This is a genomic window from Paenibacillus forsythiae T98, from assembly GCF_000520735.1.
Classification (GTDB): Bacteria; Bacillota; Bacilli; order Paenibacillales; family Paenibacillaceae; genus Paenibacillus_AQ; species Paenibacillus_AQ forsythiae.
The window spans coordinates 1-26,370 of the sequence record NZ_ASSC01000683.1 but is presented as its reverse complement, the minus strand read 5'-3'; the positions used below and the strand labels follow the sequence as shown (position 1 = coordinate 26,370).

26 protein-coding genes and 1 riboswitch are annotated in these 26,370 nt (G+C 54.0%); of the genes, 22 read left to right on the top strand and 4 right to left on the bottom strand.

Annotated elements, in window-relative coordinates:
* On the top strand, positions 1-334 hold a 334-nt coding region (locus tag L692_RS0121100), incomplete at its 5' end, for an ROK family protein (RefSeq protein WP_025702006.1).
* 236 nt (positions 335-570) lie between these two features.
* Positions 571-1,587: an HRDC domain-containing protein gene (locus tag L692_RS0121095; protein ID WP_025702005.1), complete on the top strand. Its 1,017-nt coding sequence runs from the start codon at positions 571-573 to the stop codon at positions 1,585-1,587.
* Positions 1,588-1,685: 98 nt separating this feature from the next.
* On the opposite strand, the gene corA is transcribed toward L692_RS0121095, so the two are convergent.
* Positions 1,686-2,621: a magnesium/cobalt transporter CorA gene (corA, locus tag L692_RS0121090; protein WP_025702004.1), complete on the bottom strand. Its 936-nt coding sequence runs from the start codon at positions 2,619-2,621 to the stop codon at positions 1,686-1,688.
* 409 nt (positions 2,622-3,030) lie between these two features.
* A riboswitch (SAM riboswitch) is annotated at positions 3,031-3,160 on the top strand.
* Between the two features lie 120 nt (positions 3,161-3,280).
* On the opposite strand from corA, the gene metA reads away from it, so the two are divergent.
* The 3 genes from metA to mqnC all read left to right on the top strand — a co-directional run bounded on the left by metA (position 3,281) and on the right by mqnC (position 6,882).
* Entirely contained in the window at positions 3,281-4,198 is a 918-nt protein-coding gene (gene metA / locus L692_RS0121080; RefSeq protein WP_025702003.1) for a homoserine O-acetyltransferase MetA, read from the top strand.
* A gap of 67 nt (positions 4,199-4,265) precedes the next feature.
* Positions 4,266-5,462, top strand: coding sequence for an aminotransferase class I/II-fold pyridoxal phosphate-dependent enzyme (locus L692_RS0121075; protein WP_025702002.1), 1,197 nt, complete (start codon positions 4,266-4,268; stop codon positions 5,460-5,462).
* A 283-nt stretch (positions 5,463-5,745) separates the two neighbouring features.
* Positions 5,746-6,882, top strand: coding sequence for a cyclic dehypoxanthinyl futalosine synthase (mqnC, locus tag L692_RS0121070; RefSeq protein WP_025702001.1), 1,137 nt, complete (start codon positions 5,746-5,748; stop codon positions 6,880-6,882).
* A 146-nt stretch (positions 6,883-7,028) separates the two neighbouring features.
* Here mqnC and L692_RS0121065 read toward each other — a convergent pair whose 3' ends face one another.
* Positions 7,029-7,208, bottom strand: a complete 180-nt coding sequence (locus L692_RS0121065; protein ID WP_025702000.1) for a transcriptional regulator — start codon at positions 7,206-7,208, stop codon at positions 7,029-7,031.
* A 192-nt stretch (positions 7,209-7,400) separates the two neighbouring features.
* On the opposite strand from L692_RS0121065, the gene L692_RS0121060 reads away from it, so the two are divergent.
* The 17 genes from L692_RS0121060 (at position 7,401) to L692_RS0120975 (ending at position 25,624) form a co-directional block, all read left to right on the top strand.
* Complete coding sequence (locus tag L692_RS0121060; protein WP_025701999.1) at positions 7,401-8,243, top strand: SPFH domain-containing protein; 843 nt, start codon at positions 7,401-7,403, stop codon at positions 8,241-8,243.
* Positions 8,244-8,255: 12 nt separating this feature from the next.
* Positions 8,256-8,432, top strand: a complete 177-nt coding sequence (locus L692_RS31345) for a type II toxin-antitoxin system antitoxin (RefSeq protein ID WP_036724843.1) — start codon at positions 8,256-8,258, stop codon at positions 8,430-8,432.
* A gap of 486 nt (positions 8,433-8,918) precedes the next feature.
* A complete protein-coding gene (gene thrS / locus L692_RS0121045; protein ID WP_025701997.1) occupies positions 8,919-10,859 on the top strand; it encodes a threonine--tRNA ligase in 1,941 nt (646 codons plus the stop codon).
* Positions 10,860-11,132: 273 nt separating this feature from the next.
* Complete coding sequence (locus L692_RS29695; RefSeq protein ID WP_051503554.1) at positions 11,133-11,657, top strand: 3D domain-containing protein; 525 nt, start codon at positions 11,133-11,135, stop codon at positions 11,655-11,657.
* 152 nt (positions 11,658-11,809) lie between these two features.
* Entirely contained in the window at positions 11,810-11,944 is a 135-nt protein-coding gene (locus L692_RS33870; RefSeq protein WP_269636741.1) for a hypothetical protein, read from the top strand.
* A gap of 206 nt (positions 11,945-12,150) precedes the next feature.
* Positions 12,151-13,257: a cell wall-active antibiotics response protein LiaF gene (gene liaF, locus L692_RS0121030; protein WP_025701995.1), complete on the top strand. Its 1,107-nt coding sequence runs from the start codon at positions 12,151-12,153 to the stop codon at positions 13,255-13,257.
* Between the two features lie 3 nt (positions 13,258-13,260).
* A complete protein-coding gene (locus L692_RS0121025; protein ID WP_025701994.1) occupies positions 13,261-14,358 on the top strand; it encodes a sensor histidine kinase in 1,098 nt (365 codons plus the stop codon).
* Positions 14,355-15,011, top strand: a complete 657-nt coding sequence (locus tag L692_RS0121020) for a response regulator (RefSeq protein WP_025701993.1) — start codon at positions 14,355-14,357, stop codon at positions 15,009-15,011. The genes L692_RS0121025 and L692_RS0121020 overlap by 4 nt, the downstream gene beginning before the upstream one ends.
* Positions 15,012-15,291: 280 nt before the next feature.
* The gene (locus tag L692_RS0121015; protein ID WP_025701992.1) at positions 15,292-16,926 is read left to right on the top strand and encodes a S1C family serine protease; all 1,635 of its coding nucleotides are present in this window, start codon (positions 15,292-15,294) and stop codon (positions 16,924-16,926) included.
* A 118-nt stretch (positions 16,927-17,044) separates the two neighbouring features.
* Positions 17,045-17,734 carry a response regulator transcription factor gene (locus L692_RS0121010; protein ID WP_025701991.1) on the top strand — a complete coding sequence of 230 codons (690 nt, stop codon included), beginning with the start codon at positions 17,045-17,047 and terminating at the stop codon, positions 17,732-17,734.
* 1 nt (position 17,735) lies between these two features.
* Positions 17,736-19,157, top strand: a complete 1,422-nt coding sequence (locus tag L692_RS0121005) for a sensor histidine kinase (RefSeq protein WP_025701990.1) — start codon at positions 17,736-17,738, stop codon at positions 19,155-19,157.
* 53 nt (positions 19,158-19,210) lie between these two features.
* Positions 19,211-20,176, top strand: a complete 966-nt coding sequence (locus tag L692_RS0121000) for a 4-hydroxy-3-methylbut-2-enyl diphosphate reductase (RefSeq protein ID WP_025701989.1) — start codon at positions 19,211-19,213, stop codon at positions 20,174-20,176.
* Positions 20,177-20,398: 222 nt separating this feature from the next.
* Entirely contained in the window at positions 20,399-21,442 is a 1,044-nt protein-coding gene (gene aroF, locus L692_RS0120995; RefSeq protein WP_025701988.1) for a 3-deoxy-7-phosphoheptulonate synthase, read from the top strand.
* A 270-nt stretch (positions 21,443-21,712) separates the two neighbouring features.
* Complete coding sequence (gene glnA, locus L692_RS0120990; RefSeq protein ID WP_025701987.1) at positions 21,713-23,137, top strand: type I glutamate--ammonia ligase; 1,425 nt, start codon at positions 21,713-21,715, stop codon at positions 23,135-23,137.
* 383 nt (positions 23,138-23,520) lie between these two features.
* Complete coding sequence (gene serC / locus L692_RS0120985; protein ID WP_025701986.1) at positions 23,521-24,609, top strand: 3-phosphoserine/phosphohydroxythreonine transaminase; 1,089 nt, start codon at positions 23,521-23,523, stop codon at positions 24,607-24,609.
* A 180-nt stretch (positions 24,610-24,789) separates the two neighbouring features.
* Entirely contained in the window at positions 24,790-25,254 is a 465-nt protein-coding gene (gene trmL / locus L692_RS0120980; protein ID WP_025701985.1) for a tRNA (uridine(34)/cytosine(34)/5-carboxymethylaminomethyluridine(34)-2'-O)-methyltransferase TrmL, read from the top strand.
* 115 nt (positions 25,255-25,369) lie between these two features.
* Positions 25,370-25,624 (top strand): AbrB/MazE/SpoVT family DNA-binding domain-containing protein, encoded by a 255-nt coding sequence (locus tag L692_RS0120975; RefSeq protein WP_025701984.1) that lies wholly within the window; start codon positions 25,370-25,372, stop codon positions 25,622-25,624.
* On the opposite strand, the gene L692_RS32050 is transcribed toward L692_RS0120975, so the two are convergent.
* The gene (locus L692_RS32050) at positions 25,621-25,767 is read right to left on the bottom strand and encodes a hypothetical protein (RefSeq protein WP_156940538.1); all 147 of its coding nucleotides are present in this window, start codon (positions 25,765-25,767) and stop codon (positions 25,621-25,623) included. The two genes, L692_RS0120975 and L692_RS32050, sit on opposite strands and share 4 nt — an antisense overlap.
* Positions 25,768-26,017: 250 nt before the next feature.
* Positions 26,018-26,370 (bottom strand): phosphodiester glycosidase family protein (locus L692_RS0120960; RefSeq protein ID WP_025701983.1); only part of this gene is annotated, 353 nt, incomplete at its 5' end.

The following is a 26,370-nucleotide window of genomic DNA, read 5'->3' as shown; positions in this document are numbered from 1 at the left end:
TCCTGCCATCGGCAGCCGTTGGGGCCGACCGGCGGCTGAATTGGCGCCGGATCATCTGGCGTGGGAGATCGAGGCCCATTACCTGGCGCATGCTCTGATGAGCTATGTTCTGATTCTGTCTCCGCAGAAAATTGTCATGGGCGGCGGAGTCATGAAGCAGAGCCACCTGTTCCCGCTGATTCGCACGAAGCTGCAGGACCTGCTTAAAGGCTATGTGCAGCATGCTTCGCTGGCTGCTGACATCGACAACTATATTGTGCCTCCGCAGCTTGGCGACAACGCCGGCCTGGCCGGTTCGATCGCTTTGGCCAATATGGCTCTTGCTCGGGAGTAATCTCCTGGACGACCGGCAATTAAGCCGCCTTTTGCACAAAGGGGATTGACTGTTCGGTAAATTATGGTATCGTATGAATTAACAGTATAGCCGTAGGATAGAGAGGAAGCGCCTCTTTCACGTTTGCCGTGAGAGAGGCGCTTTTTTTGCGTTGAATCTTCCGGAAGGCTCCGATTGGAGCTTGAGGCGGCATGCTGAACATTATCCAAAATCAAGTGAAAAGGCAGGGAAACAACATGCAAATCGTATTTATGAACCGGTTGTCCAAACATTCCGGCGGGTCCGCGGGGGATTTCGCCCAGCTGTGGATCGGCGAGGAGGAGGGCGTGTGGCGCGTGGGCTGGCGCGATTGTGGCGAAGCTCCGGAATCCGCCGGTTCCCTGTGGTATGAAGGAAGCTCCTGGAACGAGATGCTGGGGGTATACAGACATGAACTGGCGGCCAAAATGGGAGAAGGCTATCGTCCGCTCATCGATGGCGTCTTTCATGAGGAGGCGGCGGTGACGGGACGGAATCAGGAGCAGATGAAGCTCCAGTATTACAGCGAGCTGCATGGGAACGAGACGGTATACGAAGAGCTGTGCGCGTGGAGACGGAAAAGATCGTCCCTGGAGCGCAAGGCGCCGTATCTGCTGGCGAGCAATCGGCTGCTGCGGCTGCTAAGCGCCTATCTGCCCCGCTCGGTGGAAGAACTGCTGCAAATCCCGGGCGTCGGCGAAGCCAAGGCAGAGCAGTATGGTCCGGAAATATTGGCCGTTACCTCCGCAGTGGAGCGCAGCCACACCTTTCCTCTGAACTGGGTCAGCGAGGAGATCGATGACGGGTTCTTTACCTCCTGGCTGTACAAGCAGAGGGAGATGAAATATAAGAAGCAGCTGGACCGGCTGCGCCAGCGGCGGGAGCTTCTCCAGGGAATTGCGGACGGCTGCGGACTGGAGGAGCTTAAAGCGCGCAGCCATCTATCCCGCAGGGAGATCCTGGAGGCGGCGGAGGAACTGGAGAAGGACGGCTACATGGTCGATCCGCTGATTCAGCGGGAGCTGGAGGACATGCCATCCGGTGAGCAGGAAGCGGTCTGGAACGCTTACAGGGAGCTGGGAGATGTATTTCTGAAGCCGGTGCTGCATAAAGTATACGGCGAAGAGGCAGCGCGCGCAGCCGGTCTAGACATGCGTTACGAGCGGCTGCGGCTGATTCGGATTCGCTACCGGAGAGAGAATGCGGGAGCGGCTGCAGTGGTGGAGCATCTGTAGCGAACGCGAAAGCAAGCCGGGTTTAAGCAACGAAGGTCTCCCTGGCGATTGTTCGCTTCAGGGAGACCTTCGTTTGCGGGAATCGGATTCTGCTGCTGTCATAGCCATTCTTTTTTGCGGAACAGGTATAACATGCCGCAGCCCAGCGTTACCATGACGCCAATGACGCCATAGTAGCCGTATGTTGTATGAATTTCGGGAATATTTTCAAAGTTCATCCCGTATATACCGGTAATCACGGTCAGCGGCATGAATATGGTCGTAATCGCCGTAAACACGCGCATGATTTCATTGGCGCGGTTCGCGATGCTCGATTGATAAGCTTCCCGCAAGTTGCCCATCAGATCGCGGTACGTATCAAATGTTTCCGAGATTTTGACCGCGTTCTCGTAGATATCGCTGAAATATTTCTGCAGCTGGTCGTCGATCAGCCGCAGATCCTTTTTGTTAAGCGTATTGACAACTTCCTTCTGCGGACCAAGCATTTTCTTCAGCCACAGGATTTCACTTCGCAGACCGATAATTTCACTTAAGTGCGATTTCTTGGTATGCATCAGAATATCCTCTTCGAGCTTCTCGATCCGCACCTCGATCCGGTCGCCGACGGCGAAATAATTGTCCACGACCAGGTCGATCAGCAGGTAGAGGAACCGATCGGGCGTGCCGACCTCTTGCTCCCAAAGGATAGGCTTCAGTACACGCAGCTCGTGAATCTTCTGCTTCGTGACGGTAATAATAAAGTGCCGTCCAAGAAAAATATTAAGGGCGCGCAGGAAAATTTCCTCGTCGTCAAACCGGATGCTGTTCACCACAATAAAATAATGGCTCTCGTAAATTTCAATTTTGGGACGCTGCTCCTCGTCGCTGAGACAGTCCTCCACAGCCAGATCGTGCAGATTGAACAGAGGCTGCAGCAGCTCCAAATCGTCCACGTCGGCGTCAATCCAGTAGAACCCTTCCGCCGGAGGGTTAAGGGTCAGTTCAATATCGTCTACAGGCGTAAAAATGCCTGCATTCACCAGCCGGATCTTCATCTGATTCACTCCTTCTCTCCCTAGCTTGCCCAGGGATATGCTTAAGAAAGCACAGGGGAAAATCAGCCTGACCGGCAACTGAAACTAAAAAAGGCCGCTTTATATTCCGAAGGCATGAAGAAGAAGCGCTCCCGCCGCCGGCAAGCTGATATTCATCCTGTACGGTTGTTCCTGATCAGTGCTGTGCTGCGTACTCGGGTCGCCTTCCATTCTTCTTCTCACCTCTTTATTGTCGCGTTGATGCCCAGGGTCTTATCTCTGAAATACTTGTCTAGTATAACGCCGGGTAATGCCTCTTTCAAGCAAAATTGTTGTCATCATCAAGACTCCAATCATAGTGTATGGACTTGACGAAAGCGAGGTTCATGATTTAAAGTGATTTATAAGAATTTTAATTGAATATGTCGAAATCTTATCAAGAGCAGGTGGAGGGACTGGCCCGATGAAACCCGGCAACCGGCGTGAGACGCACGGTGCTAATTCTTGCAGAGACGCAAGCTGAACTGAGTCAGTTTGGAGCGTTGTCTGACAGATGAGAGAGTATCATATGTGCAGTATAAATATGACCTTTCTCGTTTATTGCGGGAAGGGTTTTTATTTGTTCCCTGATTAATCCGCCTCTTGGGGTTTCCATAGTATAGAAGGAGTGAGCTTACACAATGCCGATCAAGATTCCCGACGGTCTGCCCGCCAAGGAGGTCCTGTCCGGGGAAAATATTTTTGTTATGGATGAAAGTCAAGCCTTTCACCAGGATATCCGCCCTCTGCGGATTGCTATCTTAAACCTGATGCCCACCAAAGAAACGACCGAAACACAGCTGCTGCGGCTGGTCGGCAACTCGCCTTTACAGGTGGATGTCACACTGCTTCATCCAAGCTCCCATACCTCAAAGAACACTTCGGCGGAGCATTTGAAGAGCTTCTATAAGACATTTGACGAGATCAGCCATCGCCGTTTCGACGGCCTGATCGTGACGGGCGCCCCCGTGGAACAGATGGACTTTGAGGATGTGAACTACTGGGAGGAGATCAAAAAGATTTTCGAATGGAGCAAGGACAACGTTACCTCGACGATGCATATCTGTTGGGCGGCCCAGGCGGGACTTTACTATCATTACGGTGTCCGTAAGGTCGGTCTTTCCGAAAAATGCTTCGGCGTGTTCCCACACTGGACCACTGCGCCGAATACCAAGCTGATGCGCGGCTTCGACGAGCTGTTCCATGTGCCTCATTCCCGGCATACGGACATCTCCCGCGAGGACGTCCTGAATACGCCCGATTTGCAAATTCTGGCGGAATCGGAGGAGGCCGGGGTATATATCGTGGCTACTCATGACGGGCGGCAGATTTTTGTGACCGGGCACTCCGAGTACGATCCGTTCTCCCTGAAAGGGGAGTATGAGCGCGATATTGCCAAGGGGATGGATATCGCTCTTCCGAAGCATTACTTCCCGAACGATGACCCGCTGCGGACGCCGCCCGCCGTATGGCGCGCCCACGCGAACCTGTTGTTCTCCAACTGGCTTAACTACTACGTCTATCAGGAAACGCCATACGATATCGGACCTGTAATATGAATGCTGTACCTTTAAGGCAAGGCATATTATATTGAAGATTGCAGCCACTAACTTTGGGGGGTTAATCATGAACGACAAACTTAGGATTGAAAGCAGGCTGGCCCAGATCGGCTCGCAGGAAGACCCGGCGACGGGCGCGGTGAATTATCCGATTTACCAGTCCACCGCATTCCGGCATCCAAAGCTCGGACAAAGCACAGGTTTTGACTACATTCGGACCAAGAATCCGACACGCTCCGTGCTGGAGCAAGCGGCCGCCGAGCTGGAGTCCGGCGACGCCGGATTTGCGTGCAGCTCCGGGATGGCCGCGCTGCAAACGATTTTCACCCTGTTTGGGCAGGGCGATCATCTGATCGTCTCGCTGGATCTGTACGGCGGCACGTACCGGATGCTGGAACGGATTATGTCCAAATTCGGCGTCTCCGCCTCCTATGTGGACACCAATGACTTCGACGCGCTGGAATCGGCCCGCCGGGATAACACGAAAGCGGTCTTCATTGAGACGCCAACCAACCCGCTGATGATGATTACGGATATTGAGGCTGTGTGTACCTGGGCCCGCCGCCACGGAATGCTGACGATTGTGGACAACACGCTGCTGACGCCGTATTTCCAGCGTCCGCTGGAGCTTGGCGCGGATATTGTCATCCACAGCGCGACCAAATATTTGGGCGGGCATAACGATGTGCTGGCAGGCCTTATCGTAACGAAGGGCAAGGAACTGTCGGAGGAGATGGCTATTCTCCATAACTCCATCGGCGCCGTGCTCAGCCCGAGCGACAGCTACCAGCTCATGAGAGGCATGAAGACGCTGGCGCTTCGCATGGAGCGGCATGAGAGCAACTCCCTCGGCATCGCCCATTTCCTGAAAGGGCATCCGGCGATTGCGGAAGTATTCCATCCGGGTCTTCCAGGGCATCCGGGGTTTGAAATTCAGCAGCGCCAGTCGGGCGGCAACACCGGCATCTTCTCCTTCAAGGTGAAGGATGCGAGATATGTGGAGCCTATCTTGCGCCACATCAAGCTGATTGCGTTCGCCGAAAGCCTTGGCGGAGTTGAGTCGCTGATGACCTATCCGGCGATACAGACACATGCCGATATTCCGGCTGAAATCCGCGATGCGGTCGGCGTGGATGACCGGCTGCTGCGTTTCTCGGTCGGCATCGAGCATATCGACGATCTGATTGCCGATTTGGAGCAGGCGCTGGAAGCGGCGCGGACAGAGCTTGAGGCGGATAGCGCCCGGTCCGGCCAGCCGGTTTAGGCATCGGCGGATTTATTGCAGGCAGAACAGGGATAAAGATACTGGTCAATCGAACATAGACGGCATCGCCACACGCTGGCGGCGCCGTCTTTTTGTGCAACGTCGGTCAGGCTCCAAATAGTGCGCACTGCGGGTTTTTTTTATGCTTTTTGCAGATCGGGGATTGAAAAAGACGGTTTTTAAGCGCAGCGGTTTGTGATAGGATGAATTAACGGATATATTCCTTTGTCATACAAATTTTATGCATTGATTCAGGCAAGGTTCTAAAAGGAGGCTGCTAATGATGGGCGCGATCGATCAAATTTTGAATAAAGCATTGCAGGGCGAACGCCTTGGGGTTGAGGATACAGTCAGACTGTTCGAGAGCAACGAGATTGAAAAAATGGGCGCTGCGGCGAATACCATTATGAAAAGATGGCATCCCGAGCCGGTGACAACGTTCGTTATCGGACGCAATATCAACTATACGAATATATGCGATGTGTATTGCCGCTTTTGCGCTTTTTACCGCAGACCCGGCTCGGAGGAAGGCTATGTTCTGCCGGATGAGACGATTTTTGAAAAAATCAGAGAGACCATCGCCGTGGACGGAACCGAAATTCTGATGCAAGGGGGAACGAACCCCGACTTGCCGTTCAGCTACTACATCGATCTGCTGCGCGGTATCAAGGAGCGATTCCCCGGAATAACGATGCATTCCTTCTCCCCGGCGGAAATTATGAAAATGAAGGAGATTTCGGGGCTGACTCTGGAAGAGACGCTGCGCCAGATTCATGCGGCGGGCCTTGATTCGCTTCCCGGAGGCGGAGCGGAAATTCTGGACAACCGTACACGGAAAAGAATCAGCCGTCTCAAAGGCCCGTGGCGCGACTGGATGGAGGTTATGCAGACGGCGCACCGAATCGGCATGAATACGACGGCGACGATGGTGATCGGACTCGGAGAGAGTCTGGAGGAGCGGGCGCTGCATCTTTTGCGTATCCGCGAAGCACAGGACGAATGCATTGCGAAGAATTACAATTCGGAGGGCTTCCTGGCATTCATCTCGTGGACGTTCCAGCCCGACAACACGAACCTGAAGCTGGACCGCCAGACTCCGGAAGAATACCTGAAGACAGTGGCAATCAGCCGGCTGGTGCTCGACAATATCGAGAACTTCCAATCCTCCTGGGTGACGATGGGTCCGGAGGTGGGCAAGCTGTCGCTGCAATACGGCTGCAATGATTTCGGCAGTACGATGATTGAGGAGAACGTCGTTTCCTCTGCCGGCGCGACCTACAAGGTCAACATCGAGTCGATCCTGCAAATTATCCGCGAGGCTGGCAAAATCCCGGCGCAGCGCAACACGCAGTACGATATTCTGAAAGTGTTCGACGACGCTTCCTCGGGAGTGCGACGCGATTTTGTGATGCAGAATTAATGGGATAAGCAAACAGCCCGGGGCCGCGAAAGGCTTCGGGCTGTTTGCGTTTATTGCCGAGGTTACAGCCAGTTAAAGGTTGAACGAACCCTACGGCGAAACAGCGAAAAGGGCATCCGGACGGATTCCCGGCGCATTCCGCGATCTTACTCGGCGGCCTCCCATTTGCAGCGGACCGGGGAAACGATCGCTTTTTCTTTTTTAAGCTCGTTAAAAGCCTTGTCGATCTCCTTGCGGTCCAGACCGGAGAGCTTCTCTACCTCGCCCGCGCTGACGGGCTTGCCGGCGGATTTAATCGTGTCCAGCACCTGCTCCTTAATGCTCATTCCTTTATCCACCTCCTCCCAGGCAATCGCTTAATCAAAGTTTCTCTATCAAATTAATAGTATAGGAAGCTTCGGGTTCATATCTGTGATTTTTTTCGGATAGAATCACTTACCTGAAAATAATAATTTACATCAGTATCCAATAGTGATATCATATAAGTATCAAATACATATCCTTTTTGGAGGTGCCTTATGCAAGAAAAAATGCTTCGCCCCATTAGCGGCTTCTGGATTATCGCTTTGATTGTCATCTGCCTCGGCGGTGGAGTTTACGGAGCTGTCCAGAGCTATAATGCAGTGCCGGTCATTTTGTTCGCAGCCGCGGGAGTGCTGATGACAAGCATTACGGTGGTGCAGCCCAACAAGTCCGTCGTGGTCACTTTTTTCGGCAAATATGTCGGGACGATCCCGGCCAGCGGCATGTGGGCCGTTATTCCGATCAGCAAGCGCAAGACGGTCTCTCTTAGAGTGCGCAATTTCAACAGCGTCAAGCTGAAGGTTAACGATATTGAGGGCAATCCGATCGAGATCGCCGCTGTTGTCGTGTTCAAGGTGATCAATTCGGCAAAAGCGCTGTTCGATGTAGACAAGTACATGGAATTTGTGGAGATTCAGAGCGAGACGGCGCTTCGTCATGTGGCGAGCAAATATCCTTATGACAGCTTCAGCGGAAACGGCATGTCTCTCCGCGCCAATGCCGAGGAAATCGCCAAGGAGCTGGCCCTGGAACTGCAGGATCGGCTGTCCCTGTCGGGGGTCGAGGTGCTGGAAGCAAGGCTGACGCATCTTGCGTATTCCACTGAAATCGCCAGCACGATGCTTCAGCGCCAGCAGGCCTCGGCCATTCTGTCGGCGCGCCAGATCATTGTGGAAGGGGCGGTCGGCATGGTGGATATGGCGATCAAGCAGCTTAAGGAGAGCGGCGTTGTGGAGCTGGACGAAGAACGGAAGGCGGCCATGATCAACAATCTGATGGTGGCCATTGTATCCGAGCGCGGAGCGAGTCCGGTCATCAACACCGGCTCGTTATACTAAGGCGGTCCTGTCATGGCGGCCAAGAAGAACTTTCCGCTGCGCATTGATCCCGGGCTGTATGCAGCGCTGGAGCGTTGGGCGGGGGAGGAGTTCCGCAGTGTGAACGGACATATTGAGTATTTGCTGCGGGAGAGCCTGAAGCGCGCCGGCCGCTTGCCTGATCGAAAGACGCATAATGAGGAGCCATGAGCGAGCTGATAGAAGACCCGGTGGCTTGACGGGAGCGGTCACCAGCATTTATAATTACACATTATTCACGCGAACAGCATTGACAAAGACATGAATCGATTTCCAGGTCCGTCCAGAGAGAGGAAAGCCCGCTGCAATTTCCTTCGGAATCCGGTCTTCGGTTTACCCCTTTGTAGCTGCGGTTATGAACTTTCTTGGCGAAAGCGCCCCGGTCTGATTCCGGTTGCCGGCTCTCGCCGGGAAATTGTAAGAGCCGCCGGTTCATGGCCGTTATTCCCATGCTGAACAAGGATTCCGTTGCCGCCCGGCTCATCTTGAGTCTCGGGGCATCAGGCGGAATTGAATTTGGGTGGAACCACGGGTGCAGACGCTCGTCCCTATGCGGGACGGGCGTTTTTGTTATGCGTGGGTATGTCCGTTCCGTAAGCTTTACGCGGCTGACAGCCGCTGAGATAGGCTGACCACTACTTCGAGGAGGAAATGACCATGGCAGTAAGCATTAAATTACCGGACGGTTCGGTCCGGGAATATCCAGAAGGCAGCAGCATTGAGGATGTTGCGGCTTCCATCAGCAGCGGGCTGCGCAAGAACGCCGCCGCCGGCAAGCTGAACGGGGCGACCGTCGATTTGTCCGCCAAGCTTGGCGACGGAGACCTGGTGGAGATCGTGACGCTCGATTCCGAGGACGGGCTTGAGGTGATGCGGCACAGCGCCGCCCATCTGATGGCGCAGGCCGTCAAGCGGCTGTTCGGCGCGAAAGAGGTTAAGCTTGGCGTAGGGCCGACCATTGAGGATGGCTTCTACTATGACATGGATCTGGAGCATCCGCTGAATCCGGAAGATCTGCAGAAGATCGAGAAGGAAATGGAGCGTATCGTGTCGGAGAATCTGCCGATTGTCCGCAAGGAGGTCAGCCGCAAGGAGGCGCTTGAAATCTTCGGGGAGCTTGGCGACCCGTACAAGCTTGAGCTTATTGAGGCGCTGCCCGAGGACAGCGTAATCACTTTATACGAGCAGGGTGAATTCTTCGACCTCTGCCGCGGCCCGCACCTGCCCTCAACCGGCAAAATCAAAGTCTTCAAGCTGATGAATGTTGCCGGAGCATACTGGCGCGGCGACAGCAAGAACAAGATGCTGCAGCGCGTGTACGGCACCGCTTGGGCTAAGAAAGCTCAGCTTGACGAGCATCTCCGCCTGCTGGAAGAAGCGAAGAAGCGCGATCACCGCAAGCTCGGCAAGGAATTGGAGATATTCACGTTCAATAATCTGGTAGGCCAGGGCCTGCCGGTTTGGCTGCCGAAGGGCGCCAAGCTGCGCAGCATTCTGGAACGGTATATCGTCGATCTGGAAGCGAATCTCGGCTACCAGCATGTGTATACCCCGGTGCTCGGCAATGTCGAGCTGTACAAGACTTCAGGCCACTGGGAGCATTATCAGGAAGACATGTTCCCGAAGATGACGATCGACACCGAGGAATTCGTGCTGCGCCCGATGAACTGCCCGCACCATATGATGGTGTACAAGAGCAGCATGCACAGCTACCGCGACCTGCCGATCCGGATTGCCGAGCTTGGCATCATGCACCGCTATGAAATGTCCGGCGCGCTGACCGGTCTGCACCGCGTCCGTTCCATGACGTTGAACGACTCGCATATTTTCTGCCGTCTGGATCAGATCAAGAGCGAATTTACCCGCGTGCTTGAGCTGGTGAAGCAGGTCTACAGCGATTTTGGCATCGATGATTACCGTTTCCGCCTGTCTTACCGCGATCCGGCCGATACCGAGAAATACTTCCAGAACGACCAGATGTGGGAGACCGCCCAGCGGATGCTGCGCGAGGTGGTGGAAGAAGCCGGACTGCCGTTCTACGAAGCGGAAGGCGAAGCCGCATTCTACGGTCCGAAGCTCGACGTGCAGATCAAGACCGCGCTCGGCAAGGAAGAGACGCTCTCGACCGTGCAGATCGACTTCCTGCTGCCGGAGCGCTTTGAGCTGGAATATGTCGGCGATGACGGACAGAAGCACCGCCCGGTCGTCTTGCATCGCGGCATTCTGGGAACGATGGAGCGTTTCGTAGCTTTCCTGCTGGAGAACTTTGCAGGATCGCTGCCGCTTTGGCTCTCTCCTCAGCAGGTGAAGGTCATTCCGGTGTCGAGCGCTTTTGACGACTACGCCAGCGAAGTGATCGACAAGCTCCGCCGCCGCGGCCTTAGAGCCGAAGCCGATCTGCGCAATGAGAAGCTCGGATACAAGATCCGTGAAGCCCAGCTTGAGAAGCTTCCGTACATGTTCATCGTCGGCGAGAACGAGAAGAACAGCGGCACCGTCTCCGTACGCAGACGCGGGGAAGGCGACATCGGCGCGAAGCCGCTTGACGAGGTCATCGAGAGCCTCGCTTCCGAAGCTTCGACCAAGGCTATTTTTTAACAAGCAGGATGGTTTAGCTGAGCGTATTTCACTGTAACGAATAGACCTCTGTCAATACCCTGTGAAGCGGCAAACGCGCTTCATGTATAAATTTTGGGGAATCGGGAACCCTTCGCTAATAAGGGGGAGTTTCTCACGATGAACAAAATGGGTGTTTGGCAGAGGTCTTGGTGCATATTCGTCACCTTTGCTTTCATGGTTGCTCTATCCTTCCTATATACGAAGGCGGGACGCGAAGCGGACCGGAAGCCCGCATTATCTACCGTTCAACCGATGGCTGCCGCTGTGCCGGTCACTCAGATGTATCCGCATAAGCCATCCGGGGAGCTGAAGGAACAGTCATCCATTCCAGTGGCCGCCCCGGCCCCTGAGCAGATCATTCGCATATTCAAGATGACAGCGACCGGATATACAGCGGGCTTCGAATCGACCGGCAAGCGGCCGAGCCACCCGGAATACGGCATCACCTATTCGGGCGTCAAGGTGCGAAGAGACAAGAACGCGGTTTCGACCATTGCCGCCGACCCCAAGGTGCTGCCGCTGGGAAGCATTTTATATGTGCCGGGGTACGGCTATGCGATTGTCGCGGACACCGGGTCGGCGATCAAGGGGCATAAGATTGACCTGTATTTTGCAACCATCAGGCAGGTATACAGCGAGTGGGGGAAACAAACGGTGGAGGTCCAGTTGATCAAACGCGGCAGTGGCAAATGTACGGAAGCCATGCTGAAAAATATCGGCAGCGCGATCCGCGCCTATGATACCGTGCCCCGGGAAATGCTCGATGAAATCATCTGACCGGAGAGAGCCATGCTCTTTTTTTCACATGAAAAGTATAATCTTCGGCTTGCCTTCCCATAATACAGACTGGGGCACAGAAATCAGCCTCTGATTCGTCTTCCGATTGGGCGGATAATGCCCGGCGGAGAGAGTAAAGGGAGGTGACCATCGTGGCTAAAAAACCGAAGGTTCAAGAAAATTACCAGACTCCAAATGAAAAATTCAACTCCGAGTTCGCCGCCGAGAATAACGCGGCAACGAAGCAAAGCGGCGTCGCCAAGCCGGTCCAAAAACCGCAAGCGTAAGCCTTACAGCCTAAAGCGTCATTTAAACCGTGTCCCGTCCTCGTCTGAGGCGGGGCATTTTTATTTTTATCAGGTAAGGGCTTTCAATCTCTCCGTCTGCAGACCGAGAAGGTTTCATTCCCTCGCCGCTGTTAACCGGCTGTGCTCTGTTGTAGACTTGGTCTATGAGGCAAGAGCGCTACAATAAGCTAAAGGGGAAATGACAGATGAGAAGACGTATAGCCAGCCAGGTGTTCGGCGGCCTGATTCTGATCGGGCTCGGCGTGCTGTTTTTGCTCCGGCAGATGGGATATGCCGATATTGATATCGGTTACCTGTTCTCCACCTTCTGGCCGGTTGTTCTGATTATTATAGGCTGCCAGCGCCTGCTGGGGGGAGGCGGCAGAGGCTTTTCCTCCATTGGCTCCCTGTTCTTTCTCGCCATGGGCGTGTATTTCCTGGGACGGAATCTGGGCTGGTTCGACCTTTCCGCCGGTGATTTCTTCACGATGCTCGTTCCGGTCGCGTTGATCGGCGGAGGGCTCCTGGTCATCTTCAGGCCGCACCGTTCCGGACCGCCCGGGCCGCCGCCTGCGCCTCCGAAGTTTTATCCGGAGAACAAGCCTGGGGAGAACGCCGAGCCGCCGCGGCCGCTGGAGTCAACACTGGATAAAGAATTTGAGCGAAAGTTCGGCAGCGTCAGGGAAGAAGGCGGCTCCGCCGGAAATGCGCCGGGGAGAGCGGGAACGGACGGCCGGGAACGTTACTTGAGCATGGATGGGGAGCCAGACCTAAGCGGCCGGACCGATTCACGCTGGCAGGAGAACCGGGATCGTCATGAACGCAGACGCCAGGAGCGGGAGGAACGCCACGAACGCAGAAACAACGAGCGGTGGGAGCGTCATGAGCGCAAGCATGGCGGATATGAATGGCATCACCATAACGACGGCAAGGAAACGACGAACCGTTCCACTTTTATCGGTGATATCCACATGGGGCGGGAGCATTTCCAGCTAAAGAACACGAATATCTCGCAATTTATCGGCGATACGGTGCTTGACCTGACCAACGCGCAAATTCCGTACGGTGAGACGAAGATTAATCTTTCCGCTTTTATCGGTGATCTGAAAGTCTATATTCCGGACGACATGGATCTCGGCATTTCGATTAACAGCAGCTCGTTCATCGGAGATATGGAAGTGTTGGACCACTCGCGCAGCGGGTTCATGAGCTCGGTGCAGTGCAAGACGCCTTATTACAAGGAAGCCGGCAAAAAAATCCGCATCAATATCAGCGCTTTTATCGGAGATATCAAGGTTAAGACGGTGGGTTAGGCGATGGGGACGATTTTTAAAAATACGAAGTGGGTGCTGCTGCTGTATTTCCTGCTCTGCGGCAGTGTAACGGCCGTGCTGATGTACGCGGGAAGCCGCCTGGGCTATATTGAGGTCGAGGACCCCCGGATGTGGGTATACCTGTGCCTTGGGATCGTGCTGTTTACCGCCGTTATCGGCTATATGGCCGGCCAGCGGATTCAGCGGCGGATCGATCACCTTGATCTCAATATGCTGAAAGTGGCTAAAGGCAATCTTTCGGTACGGATGCCAGGCAGCGACGATCCTTCTTTTGCAAGAGTTTATCATGAGTTCAATATTATGATGGATGCGGTCGAGAATAAAATGAAGCTGCTTCAGCGTCTGGGCGAGCAGGAGGTTGTTGAGAAGGAGAAGGCGGCGGAGAGCGCGGTTCTTGAGGAGCGGCGGCGGATGGCCCGGGATTTGCACGATACGGTGAGCCAGCAGCTGTTCGCCATCCACATGTCCGCCTCTTCGCTGCCTAAGGTGCTTGAGCGGAATGAAGAACAGGGGCGGACGGTGATGGACCAGCTGATCACGATGTCGCAGATGGCTCAGAAGCAGATGCGGGCGCTGATTGCACAGCTTCGTCCGGTGGAGCTTGAAGGCAGGGACCTGTTCGAGGCGCTGGAGAAATGGTTCCCGGATTATTGCCGGCAGAATGGACTGAAGGGCATCAAGGAGCTTGAACTGCAGGGCGAGCTGTCCGAGGCGATCGAGCATCAGCTGTTTCTGATTATCCAGGAGGCGATGGCGAACATCGTGAAGCACTCGGGAGCGCGCCTGGTCAGCCTGTCGCTGCGCGAGGGCCCTAGACAGGTCGCGCTCAGCGTCAGCGACGACGGGCAGGGATTCGAGCTGATGCATGGCAAGCAGGGATCGTACGGCCTTACGACGATGCGGGAACGCGCAGAGAAGCTTGGCGGCCAGGTTGAAATTATCAGCCGCAGGGGGGCGGGCACGACGATCCGCGTACATATTCCCAAGTTTGTTCAGGGGAACGGTGGAGAGATGCCTGCCGCTGGCGGTCTGGCGGCGGCAAGCCAAGAAGAAGGGAAAGAGGAGGCAAGCGGCGAATGAGCGCGATCAAAATACTGCTGGTGGATGACCATGACATGGTTCGCATGGGGCTTAAAACGTATCTGATGCTTGAGCCGACGTTTGAGGTGATAGCCGAAGCGTGGAACGGACGGGAGGCGCTTGAGCTGCTGTATTCCCGAGGTGAGGATGGGCTGCCCGATCTGATCCTGATGGATCTGATGATGCCCGTGATGAACGGTGTGGAGACGACCCGCGCGGTGCTGTCCGAGTATCCGGGGATGAAGATCGTCATACTGACGAGCTTCCTGGAGGATGATCTTGTGGTGGACGCCATCGAAGCGGGCGCGGTCAGCTATGTGCTCAAGACGGTGTCGGCGGAAGAGCTGATTTATGCGCTGCAGGGCGCGTACCGGGGCATGCCGGTGATGACCGGCGATGTGTCGCAGGCGCTGACGCGCGGCATCCGCCAGCGGACGGTGCAGGGCGACACCTCCGGACTGACCGAGCGGGAGAGGGAGGTTCTGCTGCTGATTGCGGAGGGCAAGACCAACAAGGATATCGGCGAGGAGCTGCATATCAGCATCAAGACGGTCAAGACGCATGTCAGCAATCTGCTGATGAAGTGCGAGCTGGAGGACCGCACGCAGCTGGCCATCTATGCGCACCGCAAGGGATGGGTAACCCAAGGGTAGTCCGGGGCCAGTCGTCCACGGGAGCTTCCGGCGGATGGCCGAGCAATCTTGAATTCTATGAATTCGACGGCTTTTTTTGCAAGAATAGGCTTGTTTAATGAGGTCCGGTGCCAAAGGTAGAAGGCGCTCCGGGCTTCTTTGTTCTGTTTCTATCGCTGGAATGTTTTATCTTCGCTTAAATTGTTTTTAATGTCGGCTTAAGGTTTAAAGTACAAAATAAACCCAAGAAAGCTAAATCACTCCTTGTCCGTGAGGGACAGGGCGCGGGAGGGTAAAAACAATGGACGATAACAAGAACAGATATAATGGCGACGGCGACGATCGCTTCGGGAAACCGTCGCCGGACCGGGAATGGAACAACGGCGGACAATCTCCCGAATCGAATTCATCCTACTATTATTCGTACGGCCCTTTTAAATCCCTTAATCATAATGAGCAGGATACGGACGGAGTGGAGCATTACAGCCGCAGGGAGCCGGAAAGGGTGGAAATCACCTCTCCCCAGCCGGTCAAGCCGATGCCGTACAATTCGATCCGCCCCACGGGTTACGGCGGCGGTTATGGCGGGGGAGGCAGCGGCGGCGGAAACGGTTCGGACGGCGGGAACGGCTGGCAGTATAACCCGAAGCCGAAGAAGCCCGTAAAAACGGCTGTCCTTTCCTTTCTCGCCGGGATGCTGGTGCTCTCCGGCTCCATGTTCATGGCTGACCGGGGAAACTGGTTCACATCGGACCAGGCGGCAACGGCGGTCTTAAGCTCGCAGGGCAAGGCGGTCAATGAGCACGCCACTGTGGCGCCGACGACTTCGACGGCGGGACTTGTGACCGGATCACAAGGCGTCTCCAGCGTCGTGGACGAAGCGGGACCTGCGGTCGTCAAGATTGAAACGCTTGTCAAATCAACCTCCCGCAGAGGGCAAAGCAATCCAAGCCTGAACGATCCGTTCTCTCAGTTCTTCTTCGGTGACCAGTTTGGCGGGGGCTCGTCCGGACAGTCGGAGCAGAACAACGGCAATTCCGGTTCGGATTCGCAGCTGACGCCTTACGGCATCGGCACCGGATTTATTTATGATAAAGCCGGATACATTCTGACCAACCAGCACGTAATCGAGAATGCCGACGTCATCCAGGTTACCGTCGACGGCAACTCCAAACCGTACGAAGCGAAGCTGCTTGGGTTCAGTGTGGATTTGGACCTCGCGGTGCTGAAGATTGAAGGTGACAACAACTTCCCAACCGTACCGCTCGGCGACTCGGACGCCATCAAGGTAGGCTCGGAAGTTGTGGCCATCGGCAATCCGCAGGGCTTTGACCATACGGTTACGGCAGGGGTGCTGAGTGCCAAGGGCCGGAGCATTGATATCAATGAAGAGCAAGGCAGCGGCACGCGCAATTATACAGGTCTGCTGCAGACAGACGCTTCCATCAACCCCGGCAACTCCGGCGGACCGCTGCTTAACTCAAGCGGCCAGGTCATCGGCATGAACGTTGCCGTCAGTACGGACTCGCAGGGCATTGGCTTTGCCATCCCGGTCAATAAAATCAAGGAAGTTGTCGACAAGCTTGAAGCCAATCAGGCCATTCCGAAAGAACCGGTTCCGTTTATCGGCGCTACGCTGATGACAATTACCGATGAAGTGGCGAAGCAAATGGGCACCAATATCAAGGAAGGCTCCGTTGTAACTGATATCCTGTACAAGTCCCCGGCGTACGTTGCCGATCTGCGCCCATATGATATTATTACCGGCGTCAACGGCACGAAATATGCGACCAACCAGGAGCTGATTGACTTCATCAAGACCAAGAAGGTCGGAGACAAAATTACGCTCAACGTCGTCAGAGACGGCAAAAATCTGGATTTGCAGGTAACGATCGGCAACAAGAACGATTTCAGCACAACACAGACCCGGCGATAGTCATTCGGTACAGATTTAAGCGGGAGGGGCGGCCCTTCCGCTTTTGTCGTAGATGTGCGCGGCGGAGCATTCACTGATACAATAGAGACATATAGAACATGAATAAAGGGGCGGCTTCATGCGACCGAATATTTTGATTATTGACGATGACGATAAAATCATTTCCATGCTGCGTAGAGGACTCGCTTTTGAGGGATATGACGTAAAGACGGCGTCCAACGGGGCCGACGGCCTGCGGGCCGTACTGAACGGTGATCCGGATGTGGTTGTTCTTGATGTTATGATGCCGCAGGTGGACGGTTTTGAGGTGTGCCGCAGGCTCAGGGAGGGCGGCAGCACCGTTCCCGTATTGATGCTTACGGCCAAGGATGAGGTGGAGCACCGGGTCAAAGGGCTGGATCTCGGAGCGGACGATTATCTCGTCAAGCCGTTCGCCCTGGAAGAGCTGCTGGCGCGGGTTAGAGCGCTATTGCGGCGGGGGAGCGAGCAGCATGGAGGCGGCGAGCAGGTGGCCGTCTATGAGGATCTTGTGCTGGATGTCGATTCGCGGGAAGTGACGCGCGGGGGCAAGAGGCTCGAGCTGACGGCGAAGGAATTCGAGCTGCTGCATTTGTTTATGCAGAATCCGAAGCGGGTGCTGTCCCGCGATCTGATCATGGACAAGATTTGGGGCTATGATTACAGCGGCGAATCCAATGTGCTTGAGGTGTATATCGCCATGCTGCGCCAAAAGACGGAGGAGCACGGCGGCAAGCGCCTCATTCAGACCATCCGGGGAGCCGGCTATATTCTAAGAGGTGACAACTAAGATGTCGATCAAGCTGCGGCTGACCGCATGGTATTCGGGAATTTTGGCCGTCATGCTGCTGGCCTTTTCAGCCGCCATTTTCGGTTTTTTTTATATTAATACGTATGGGGATTTAAAGGACAGGCTCCGGAACCAGGCAAAAGGCGAATCGCTGGATGTTGTGTTCGACAAACGCCTGGAGGCTCAGAATTTGTACGGGCAAATGTACTTCTACGACAGCAGGGACTTTATCCAGAGTATGACCTTGAAGAATATTGATCTACGGTTCGATATTCCGGCGAGGGAGACCCTTAAGGGTGAAGGGTTCAAGGATGCCTATTACAGAGGCTACCATTTCCTGATTTATCAGAAGGCGATCTATATCGAGGGCTACGGCAACAATCCGGCGGCTGTTCTGCAAATGGCGGCCTATACCGGAGACCAGGACAAGCTGCTGGACCGGCTGAAGACGATTCTGATTACCGGTTCCTTCGCCACGCTGATCGCGGCCTTTACCCTCGGCCTGTTCCTGGCCCGCAAGGCGATGAGCCCCATTGGCAAGGTAATTGAAGCGGCCGAAGGCATTCAGACCGGCAACGACCTCAGCGTACGGATTGAATACAACGGGCCGCCGGATGAAATCGGAAGGCTGATCCGGACGGTGAACAGCATGCTGGGGCGTATGGAAGGATTTTATAAAAATCTGGAGGATTCGTACGCGGCCCAGCGCCGTTTCGTGTCGGACGCTTCGCATGAGCTTCGCACGCCGCTGACGACCATCCGGGGCAACATTGAACTGCTGCAAAAGGTATGGGAGCTGGAGCCGGGGGAGAATCCGTCGCTGGATGAAGCGGCGATTCGGCAAATCTCGGTGGAGTCGGTGCACGATATCGCGGACGAGGCGAAGCGCATGAGCCGGCTGGTCGCCGATATGCTGTCCCTGGCCAGAGCCGATACGGGCCGCACCTTCGAGAAGGAGCCGGTGGCCCTGGAGCCGATGATGAATGAGGTGGCCCGCCGCGCCGGCTTCCTTCCCCGGGAAGCGGAGTGGATTACGGAAGATCTGTCGGTTCTCAACGGCAAATATGTGCTGGGCAACAAGGATTATTTGCAGCAGATGCTGTTCATTTTTATTGACAATGCCTTCAAATATACGCCGTCTGGCGAAGTGACTTTTGGCGCGGTCATTTATCAGCAGCAGGTAGGCATCCGGGTGGCGGACACCGGCATCGGTATGGAAAAAGACGAGGTGCCGCATATTTTCGACCGGTTCTACCGGGCGGATGAATCGCGCGGGATTACCGAAGGCATCGGACTCGGATTATCCATCGCCAAATGGATTATCGATGAGCACGGCGGCTCGGTCGAGGTGGTTACCCGGCAGGGTGAAGGTACAACGTTCGTGATCTGGCTGCCCCTTCTCTTTGCCGCCCCTTTGGAATAGGGTATAATGAAACGGGCTCTGAATTTCAATGACGGCAGAAAGCTGGTGAAGCGATGGAAGTAATCAAAATATCTCCCCGGGGATACTGCTACGGCGTGGTCGATGCCATGGTTATGGCCCGTCAGGCCGCGAAGAATCTCGACCTTCCCCGGCCGATCTATATACTCGGCATGATTGTCCATAACAGCCACGTTACTAACTCCTTCGAGGAGGAGGGCATTATCACGCTGGACGGCAGCAATCGTTTAGAAATATTGGACAAGATTGACAGCGGGTCTGTTATCTTCACCGCTCACGGTGTTTCGCCGGAGGTGCGCAAGAAAGCGCGGGACAAAGGATTGACAACCGTCGACGCCACCTGCCCCGATGTAACGAAGACGCATGACCTTATTCAAGAAAAGGTCGCGGAAGGCTGCGAAATTATCTATATCGGCAAGAAGGGCCACCCCGAGCCGGAAGGAGCCGTGGGCATCGCTCCGGAACATGTCCACCTGATTGAAAAGGAAGAGGAGATTTCTTCTCTTTCCCTCCCGGCAGGCTCCCGGATTGTCATTACGAATCAGACGACGATGAGCCAATGGGACATCAGGCATATTATGAAAAAGCTGCTGGAGACCTTCCCCGGCGCCGAAGTGCATAACGAGATTTGCCTGGCCACGCAGGTGCGTCAGGAAGCCGTCGCGGAGCAGGCCGGGCAGGCCGGGCTTGTCATCGTCGTCGGCGACCCGCGCAGCAACAACTCCAACCGGCTGGCTCAGGTCTCCGAGGAGATTGCCGGTGTTCCGGCCCACCGGATTGCCGACGTATCGGAGCTGAAGCCGGAGTGGCTGAAGGGCATCTCGAAAGTAGCCGTCACTTCGGGTGCGTCGACACCGACGCCAATCACGAAGGAAGTCATAGCTTATCTGGAGCAGTACGATCCGGCAGATCCCGGCACATGGGAGATCAGGCGTACGGTCAACATGGCGAAGCTGCTTCCGCCGGTCAAGGCCAAGGCCGGGAAGGCTTCCGAGTCATAATCTTGTTTAAGTACTCCGGTTTTGGCGCCCTATGCCCTGGCGGTGCAGGGTGCCAAAACTCATCCAATATTTATTTTTGCATTAGGGGTTGACGGAAATCGGATTATGGCATAGAATTGCTTTAGTGATTAAAAGCATAAAAGCTTAAAAGCGTCGTAGTATAATAGTGATTTGCAAATCATCCAACATTAAACTATACAGTATTGGAAAGGAAGAAGTCAGATGATCGTTATTACATCGAATCAAACTCCGGAGGAACAAATCAACGAGATTATCGCAGTGATCGAGAAGGAGGGGCTTCAGGCTCACTTGTCCAAGGGGTCCGACCGCACGGTCATCGGCCTGGTAGGCAGCGTTAATCCGAAGCTTGCCGAACATCTTCGTCAAATGAAAGGTGTAGAGAACGTGGTTAAAATATCCAAATCGTACAAGCTGGCCAGCAGAGACTTTCACCCGGACGATACGATCATCGAGGTTAAGGGAGTCAAGATCGGCGGAGAGCATCTGGCAATCATGGGCGGCCCTTGCGCAGTGGAATCGCCTGAGCAAATTGATCTCATCGCAAAACTGGTTAAGGACGCCGGAGCGCAGATTCTTCGTGGCGGAGCATTCAAGCCCCGCACCGGTCCTTACAGCTTCCAGGGCGTCGGCGTGGAAGGCTTGAAGATGATGGCGGAAGCCGGAGAGCGCCATGGCCTGCTGACCATTACCGAGGTTATGACGCCGGAGTATGTTGACGTATGCGCGGAATACGCCGATATCCTCCAGGTGGGCACGCGGAACATGCAGAACTTTGATCTGCTGCGCGCCCTTGGAACATGCGGCCGTCCCGTACTGCTGAAACGCGGCTTCAGCGCGACATACGACGAGCTGCTGAATGCGGCCGAGTACATTCTGGCCGGCGGCAACCGGGACGTTATGCTCTGCGAGCGCGGCATCCGCACCTTCGAGACCTACACCCGCAATACGCTGGATCTGTCCGCTATTCCGGTGCTTCAAGGACTCAGCCATCTTCCTGTTATTTCCGACCCGAGCCACGGCACGGGACGCCGTGAACTGGTAGAGCCTATGGCCAAGGCATCTGTAGCCGCCGGCGCGAACGGCCTGATTATCGAAATGCATAACGATCCGGACAACTCCATGACAGGAGACGGCGTTCAGTCCCTGTTCCCGGATCAGTTCAGCAATCTGCTGAAAGACCTGGAGAAGCTGGCGCCGCTTGTCGGCAAGAAATTCTCCACCCAGGAAGCCATTACTGTTAAATAATTGAACGCTTATAGAGCAGCCTTTTTTCCGGACCAACCTCTGGGAGAAGGCTGTTTGCTTTATTGTCGGAGCCGAATTTGCCGCATCCGCGCCCTTTATAAAATAATTCACTAAAGCGTAAGAATATCTCACATTGGTATAAAAAATACCTCACATAAGCATTGACGATGTAAGGTTTGAGTTTTATAATGACGACAGTTAAAATTAATATGAAGAACATTTGCATTGTGGGTACAACTTAATGTTCAAACCTGAGGAGGAAAAAATTTCATGTCGGTTGAAAAAGTGTTGCAAACGATTAAAGAGAACAACATTGAATGGGTAGATTTCCGCTTTGTTGATTTGGGTGGACGGGCCCATCATATTGCTTTGCCGGCTGCTGCTGTTGACGAAGAGACTTTTGTGAATGGCGTAGCTTTTGACGGTTCTTCCATCACTGGTTTCCGCGGAATTGAAGAGTCGGACATGGTTATGATTCCGGACCCAAGCACTACATATATTGACCCTTTCACCGCTCACCCTACGCTCAACATTATGTGCGACATTTTCACTCCAGACGGCGAGCGTTATGAGCGTGACCCGCGCGGTATCGCTGTTAAAGCGGAAGAATACCTGCAAAAGAGCGGCGTAGGAACAGCAGCATTCTTTGCTCCTGAGTCCGAGTTCTTCATTTTTGACGACGTTCGTTACGAGAGCGGAATGAACAGCTCCTCCTACTTCGTGGATTCCGAAGAAGCGGTCTGGAACTCGAACCGCAAGGATGAAGGCGGCAACCTCGGCTTTAAAGTCGGCATCAAGGGCGGTTATGTACCGGTTGCTCCGGTTGATACTCAGCAAGATATCCGCAGTGAAATGTGTCGTCTGCTTGCTGAAGCCGGTCTGGTCATCGAGCGCCATCACCATGAAGTTGCTACAGCTGGACAAGCTGAAATCAACTTCCGCTTCGATACACTGAAGAAGACTGCCGATAACCTGCTGACTTACAAATACATCGTGCAAAACACTGCCCGCCAATACGGCAAAGTGGCAACCTTCATGCCTAAACCGATCTTCGGCGACAATGGCAGCGGCATGCACGTTCACCAATCGATCTTTAACGGCGACAGCCCGTTGTTCTATGAAAAAGGCGGATATGCCAACCTGAGCGAAACGGCTCTGCACTACATCGGAGGTATTCTGTACCATGCTCCGGCGCTGATCGCATTGACCAACCCGAGCACGAACTCCTTCAAACGTCTGGTTCCTGGTTACGAAGCACCGGTTAACCTGGTATTCTCCAAGGGCAACCGTTCCGCTGCAGTCCGTATCCCGGTAGCTGCCGTAACACCTAAAGGCTGCCGTATCGAGTTCCGTACTCCGGACACCACGGCTAACCCTTACCTGGCCTTCTCCGCAATGCTGCTGGCTGGTCTGGACGGCATCAAGAAGAAGATCAACCCGGTTGAGCTTGGCTATGGCCCGCTCGACAAGAACATCTACGAACTGCCTGATGAGGAAAAAGCGAAAATCCGCAGCGTACCAGGCAGCCTGAACGAAGCGCTGGACGCTCTGGAAGCTGACTATGAGTTCCTGACAGAAGGCGGCGTCTTCACGAAGGACTTCATCGACAACTACATCGATCTGAAGCGCGGCGAAGCTCAAGAAGTAGCCATTCGCGTTCATCCGCATGAATACTCCCTGTATTTCGATGTATAAGAATTAAATCATTAGCATTCCGTGCAGACGGAACGCTTGCTCATCACAAGAAGCCATGCTCGCGGTTAATGCGAGGTGGCTTCTTTTTTCCATAATTTCATTTTTCAATTGAATAAAGGGAGTCCCAAACGCATCTAGTGCATAAGTCCCTATGGTTCCGGCAATAATGCGATTTGATCCCGGTCTCCTTTTGACAAGGGTAATGTCGAAAATCCATGAAATTTGGATGATTATTTTATGATGCGCTGCATTAAAGTGGCAAAATTCGGAGTTCTTGCGCTCCGGTGATGTAAATGCGCGAATATGTGAATAATTATACTTGCTGCCATGTTAGATTATTGCTATCATAACCATATTGATAGAAGAGAAAGGGTGGGAGTATTTTGAGCAAGAGAGCTTATAATTTTAACGCGGGTCCTGCGGCATTACCTCTTGAGGTGCTGGAGCGCGCACAGGCGGAATTCGTCGATTTCCGGGAGACCGGGATGTCGATTATGGAAATGTCGCACCGTGGAGCCGTGTATGAATCCGTACACAATGAAGCGCAGGAACGTCTGCTTTCGCTGCTGGGCAAGCCGGCCGGATATAAAGTATTGTTCATTCAAGGCGGAGCTTCGACTCAGTTCGCAATGATTCCATTGAATTTTCTCTCCGAAGGCAAGGTAGGCAGCTACGTTAAGACGGGAAGCTGGGCGGACAAGGCGATCAAGGAAGCCAAGATCGCAGGCGAAGCGCATGTTGCCGCAACGTCCGAAGACAAGAAGTTCCTGGCTATTCCGGAGCTTGGATCGATCAAGCCAGCCGATAACGCCGCTTATCTGCATATTACCTCCAACGAGACGATTGAAGGCACTCAGTATCAGGAATTCCCCGATACCGGATCTCTTCCGCTGATCGCGGATATGTCCAGTGATATCTTGAGCCGCAGCTTCGACGTTAGCAAGTTCGGACTGATTTATGCCGGCGCGCAGAAGAATCTTGGACCTTCCGGTGTAACTGTCGTAATCGCCAAGGAAGAGCTGATTGCCGAATCTCCTTCCAACATTCCGACAATCCTGCGTTACAGCACCCATTACAAAAATAACTCTCTATACAATACGCCGCCATCCTATTCGATCTACATGGTTAACCAAGTGCTGAAATGGATTGAAGAGCAGGGAGGTCTGGCCGGAGTCGAGGCGAAGAACCGCGATAAGGCGGGACTGCTGTATGATACTATCGCCGCCAGCGGCGGTTTCTACCGCGGTGTAGCGGAGCAGGGCAGCCGTTCCATTATGAACGTTACCTTCCGGATGGAATCCGAAGAGCTGGAGAAGAAATTCGTCAAGGCTTCGGAGCAGGAAGGCTTCGTTGGTCTCAAGGGACACCGCAGTGTTGGCGGCTTGCGCGCCTCCATCTATAACGCCGTTCCTTACGAGAGCATCAAAGCGCTGACCGAATTCATGAATCACTTCCAGAAGACTCAAGGTTAATTAACCACCTAGCAAGGAATTTAAAGACCTTCCGCCGTTACGGTGGAAGGTCTTCTAAACGAATGAGCCTGTCCTTCGAGATCCCCCGCACAGCAACAGGAGCGAGCGCTTAGGCGCAGGCCCCGCTTTGGGGGGTCTTATTGTGTTCAGGAATCTATGAAAGCAAAGAGGAGAGATTTGATGGCACTTCACATTGTACTGGTCGAGCCGGAGATCCCGGCCAATACAGGGAATATTTCACGGACCTGCGCGGCTACCGGCACTCATCTGCATTTGGTGCGTCCGCTTGGCTTTCGTACCGACGATGCTACCCTGAAACGGGCCGGGCTGGATTATTGGCATGCCGTTCACATTGAGTATCACGATTCCTTCGGAGAAGTGCTGGAGATGTACCCGGAGGGACGTTTCTTTTATGCGACAACCAAGGCGGATAAGCGGTATACCGATTATGTTTTTCAGGACGGCGATTTCTTTGTGTTTGGTAAAGAGACGAAAGGCTTGCCGGAGAGTATTCTGAAGGCCGGGCGGGAAACAACGATGCGCATGCCGATGACCGGAGATGTAAGATCGCTCAATCTGTCCAATTCTGCGGCAATTATCGTATATGAAGCGCTTCGGCAGCTGAATTTTCCGGGTTTGACTTAAAGATTTACAGAAATTTATTTATTATCAGCAGGATTCGACAATTATATATCGAAATAATCAATGGAATGGAAATATCATGGTATTTACTAAGTTGAATAGGAAAGGTGTGCGTTGGATGAAGCCTGCTGGTGTAGTGCGCAAAGTGGATCAGCTCGGCAGAATTGTATTGCCGAAATCCCTTCGTAAAAGGTATCAAATGAATGAGGGGGACCCTGTCGAAATTTTGGTGCAGGGGGACCATATTATTTTGGAGCGCTATCGTCCCAAATGCGTATTTTGCGGTTCCATGGAAGAGGTCAACGAATATAAGGAACGTTATATTTGCGGCCAGTGTCTGGGTGAAATGACCCAACTGCAAAGACACGCTTAAGCAATATAGAATCTTCCGAGAAGCGCTTCAAGCTGCAAGCGTACTCGCCGGAAGCAGAGCGCCGCATGATTGCGGCGTTTTTCTGTTGGAGGCTTGCGGATTTCAGGCAACGACGATCGTTTCTCCTCTGCTGCCATCGCCATAAAAGAAGCTCCCTTCGATATCCGAAGGAAGCTTGGTTCTAGAGGCCCTTGGTCTTGTCATCATTATAGGAGGCGGTGAGAATCCCGGTCAGAAACAGCAGAAACACAAGGAAGATAATCCAAAAGGTCAATGAGAATGACATGCGGACACCTCCAAATGAAATTAGCGGTAATACCCTTATTATAGCCGGCGTGCAAGCAAAAATAAATGACGTTGTGATCAGCCGCATACATATTAATACCGGTTCTGTTATTTGAAAAATAAAAAGCTGGTCGGCACCGGCCGCAGAGCGCCGTCGGACGGCCGGTTCACGACTTTCCCCTCGACAACGAGCGATGAGGAACCCCCGCCATCCAGATTATAGGCATCCGTTACGCCCATCCGGTATAGCTTGTCCTGAAGCTCCTCCAGCGTGGCTCCCGAGCTGCCGCTCTCATTGTAGCCCTCGGCAACGATAATGAGCAGCTGATCGTCCTTGTATCTGCCAATCGCGGTGCGCGGCGCCCGCCTGGGCGACGTCTCCCATTTTGCGGGTATCTCTGTCTTGAAGCCATTCTGCAGCAGCACAGGCACGAAGGAAGCTCCGAACGCCGGCTCCAGCT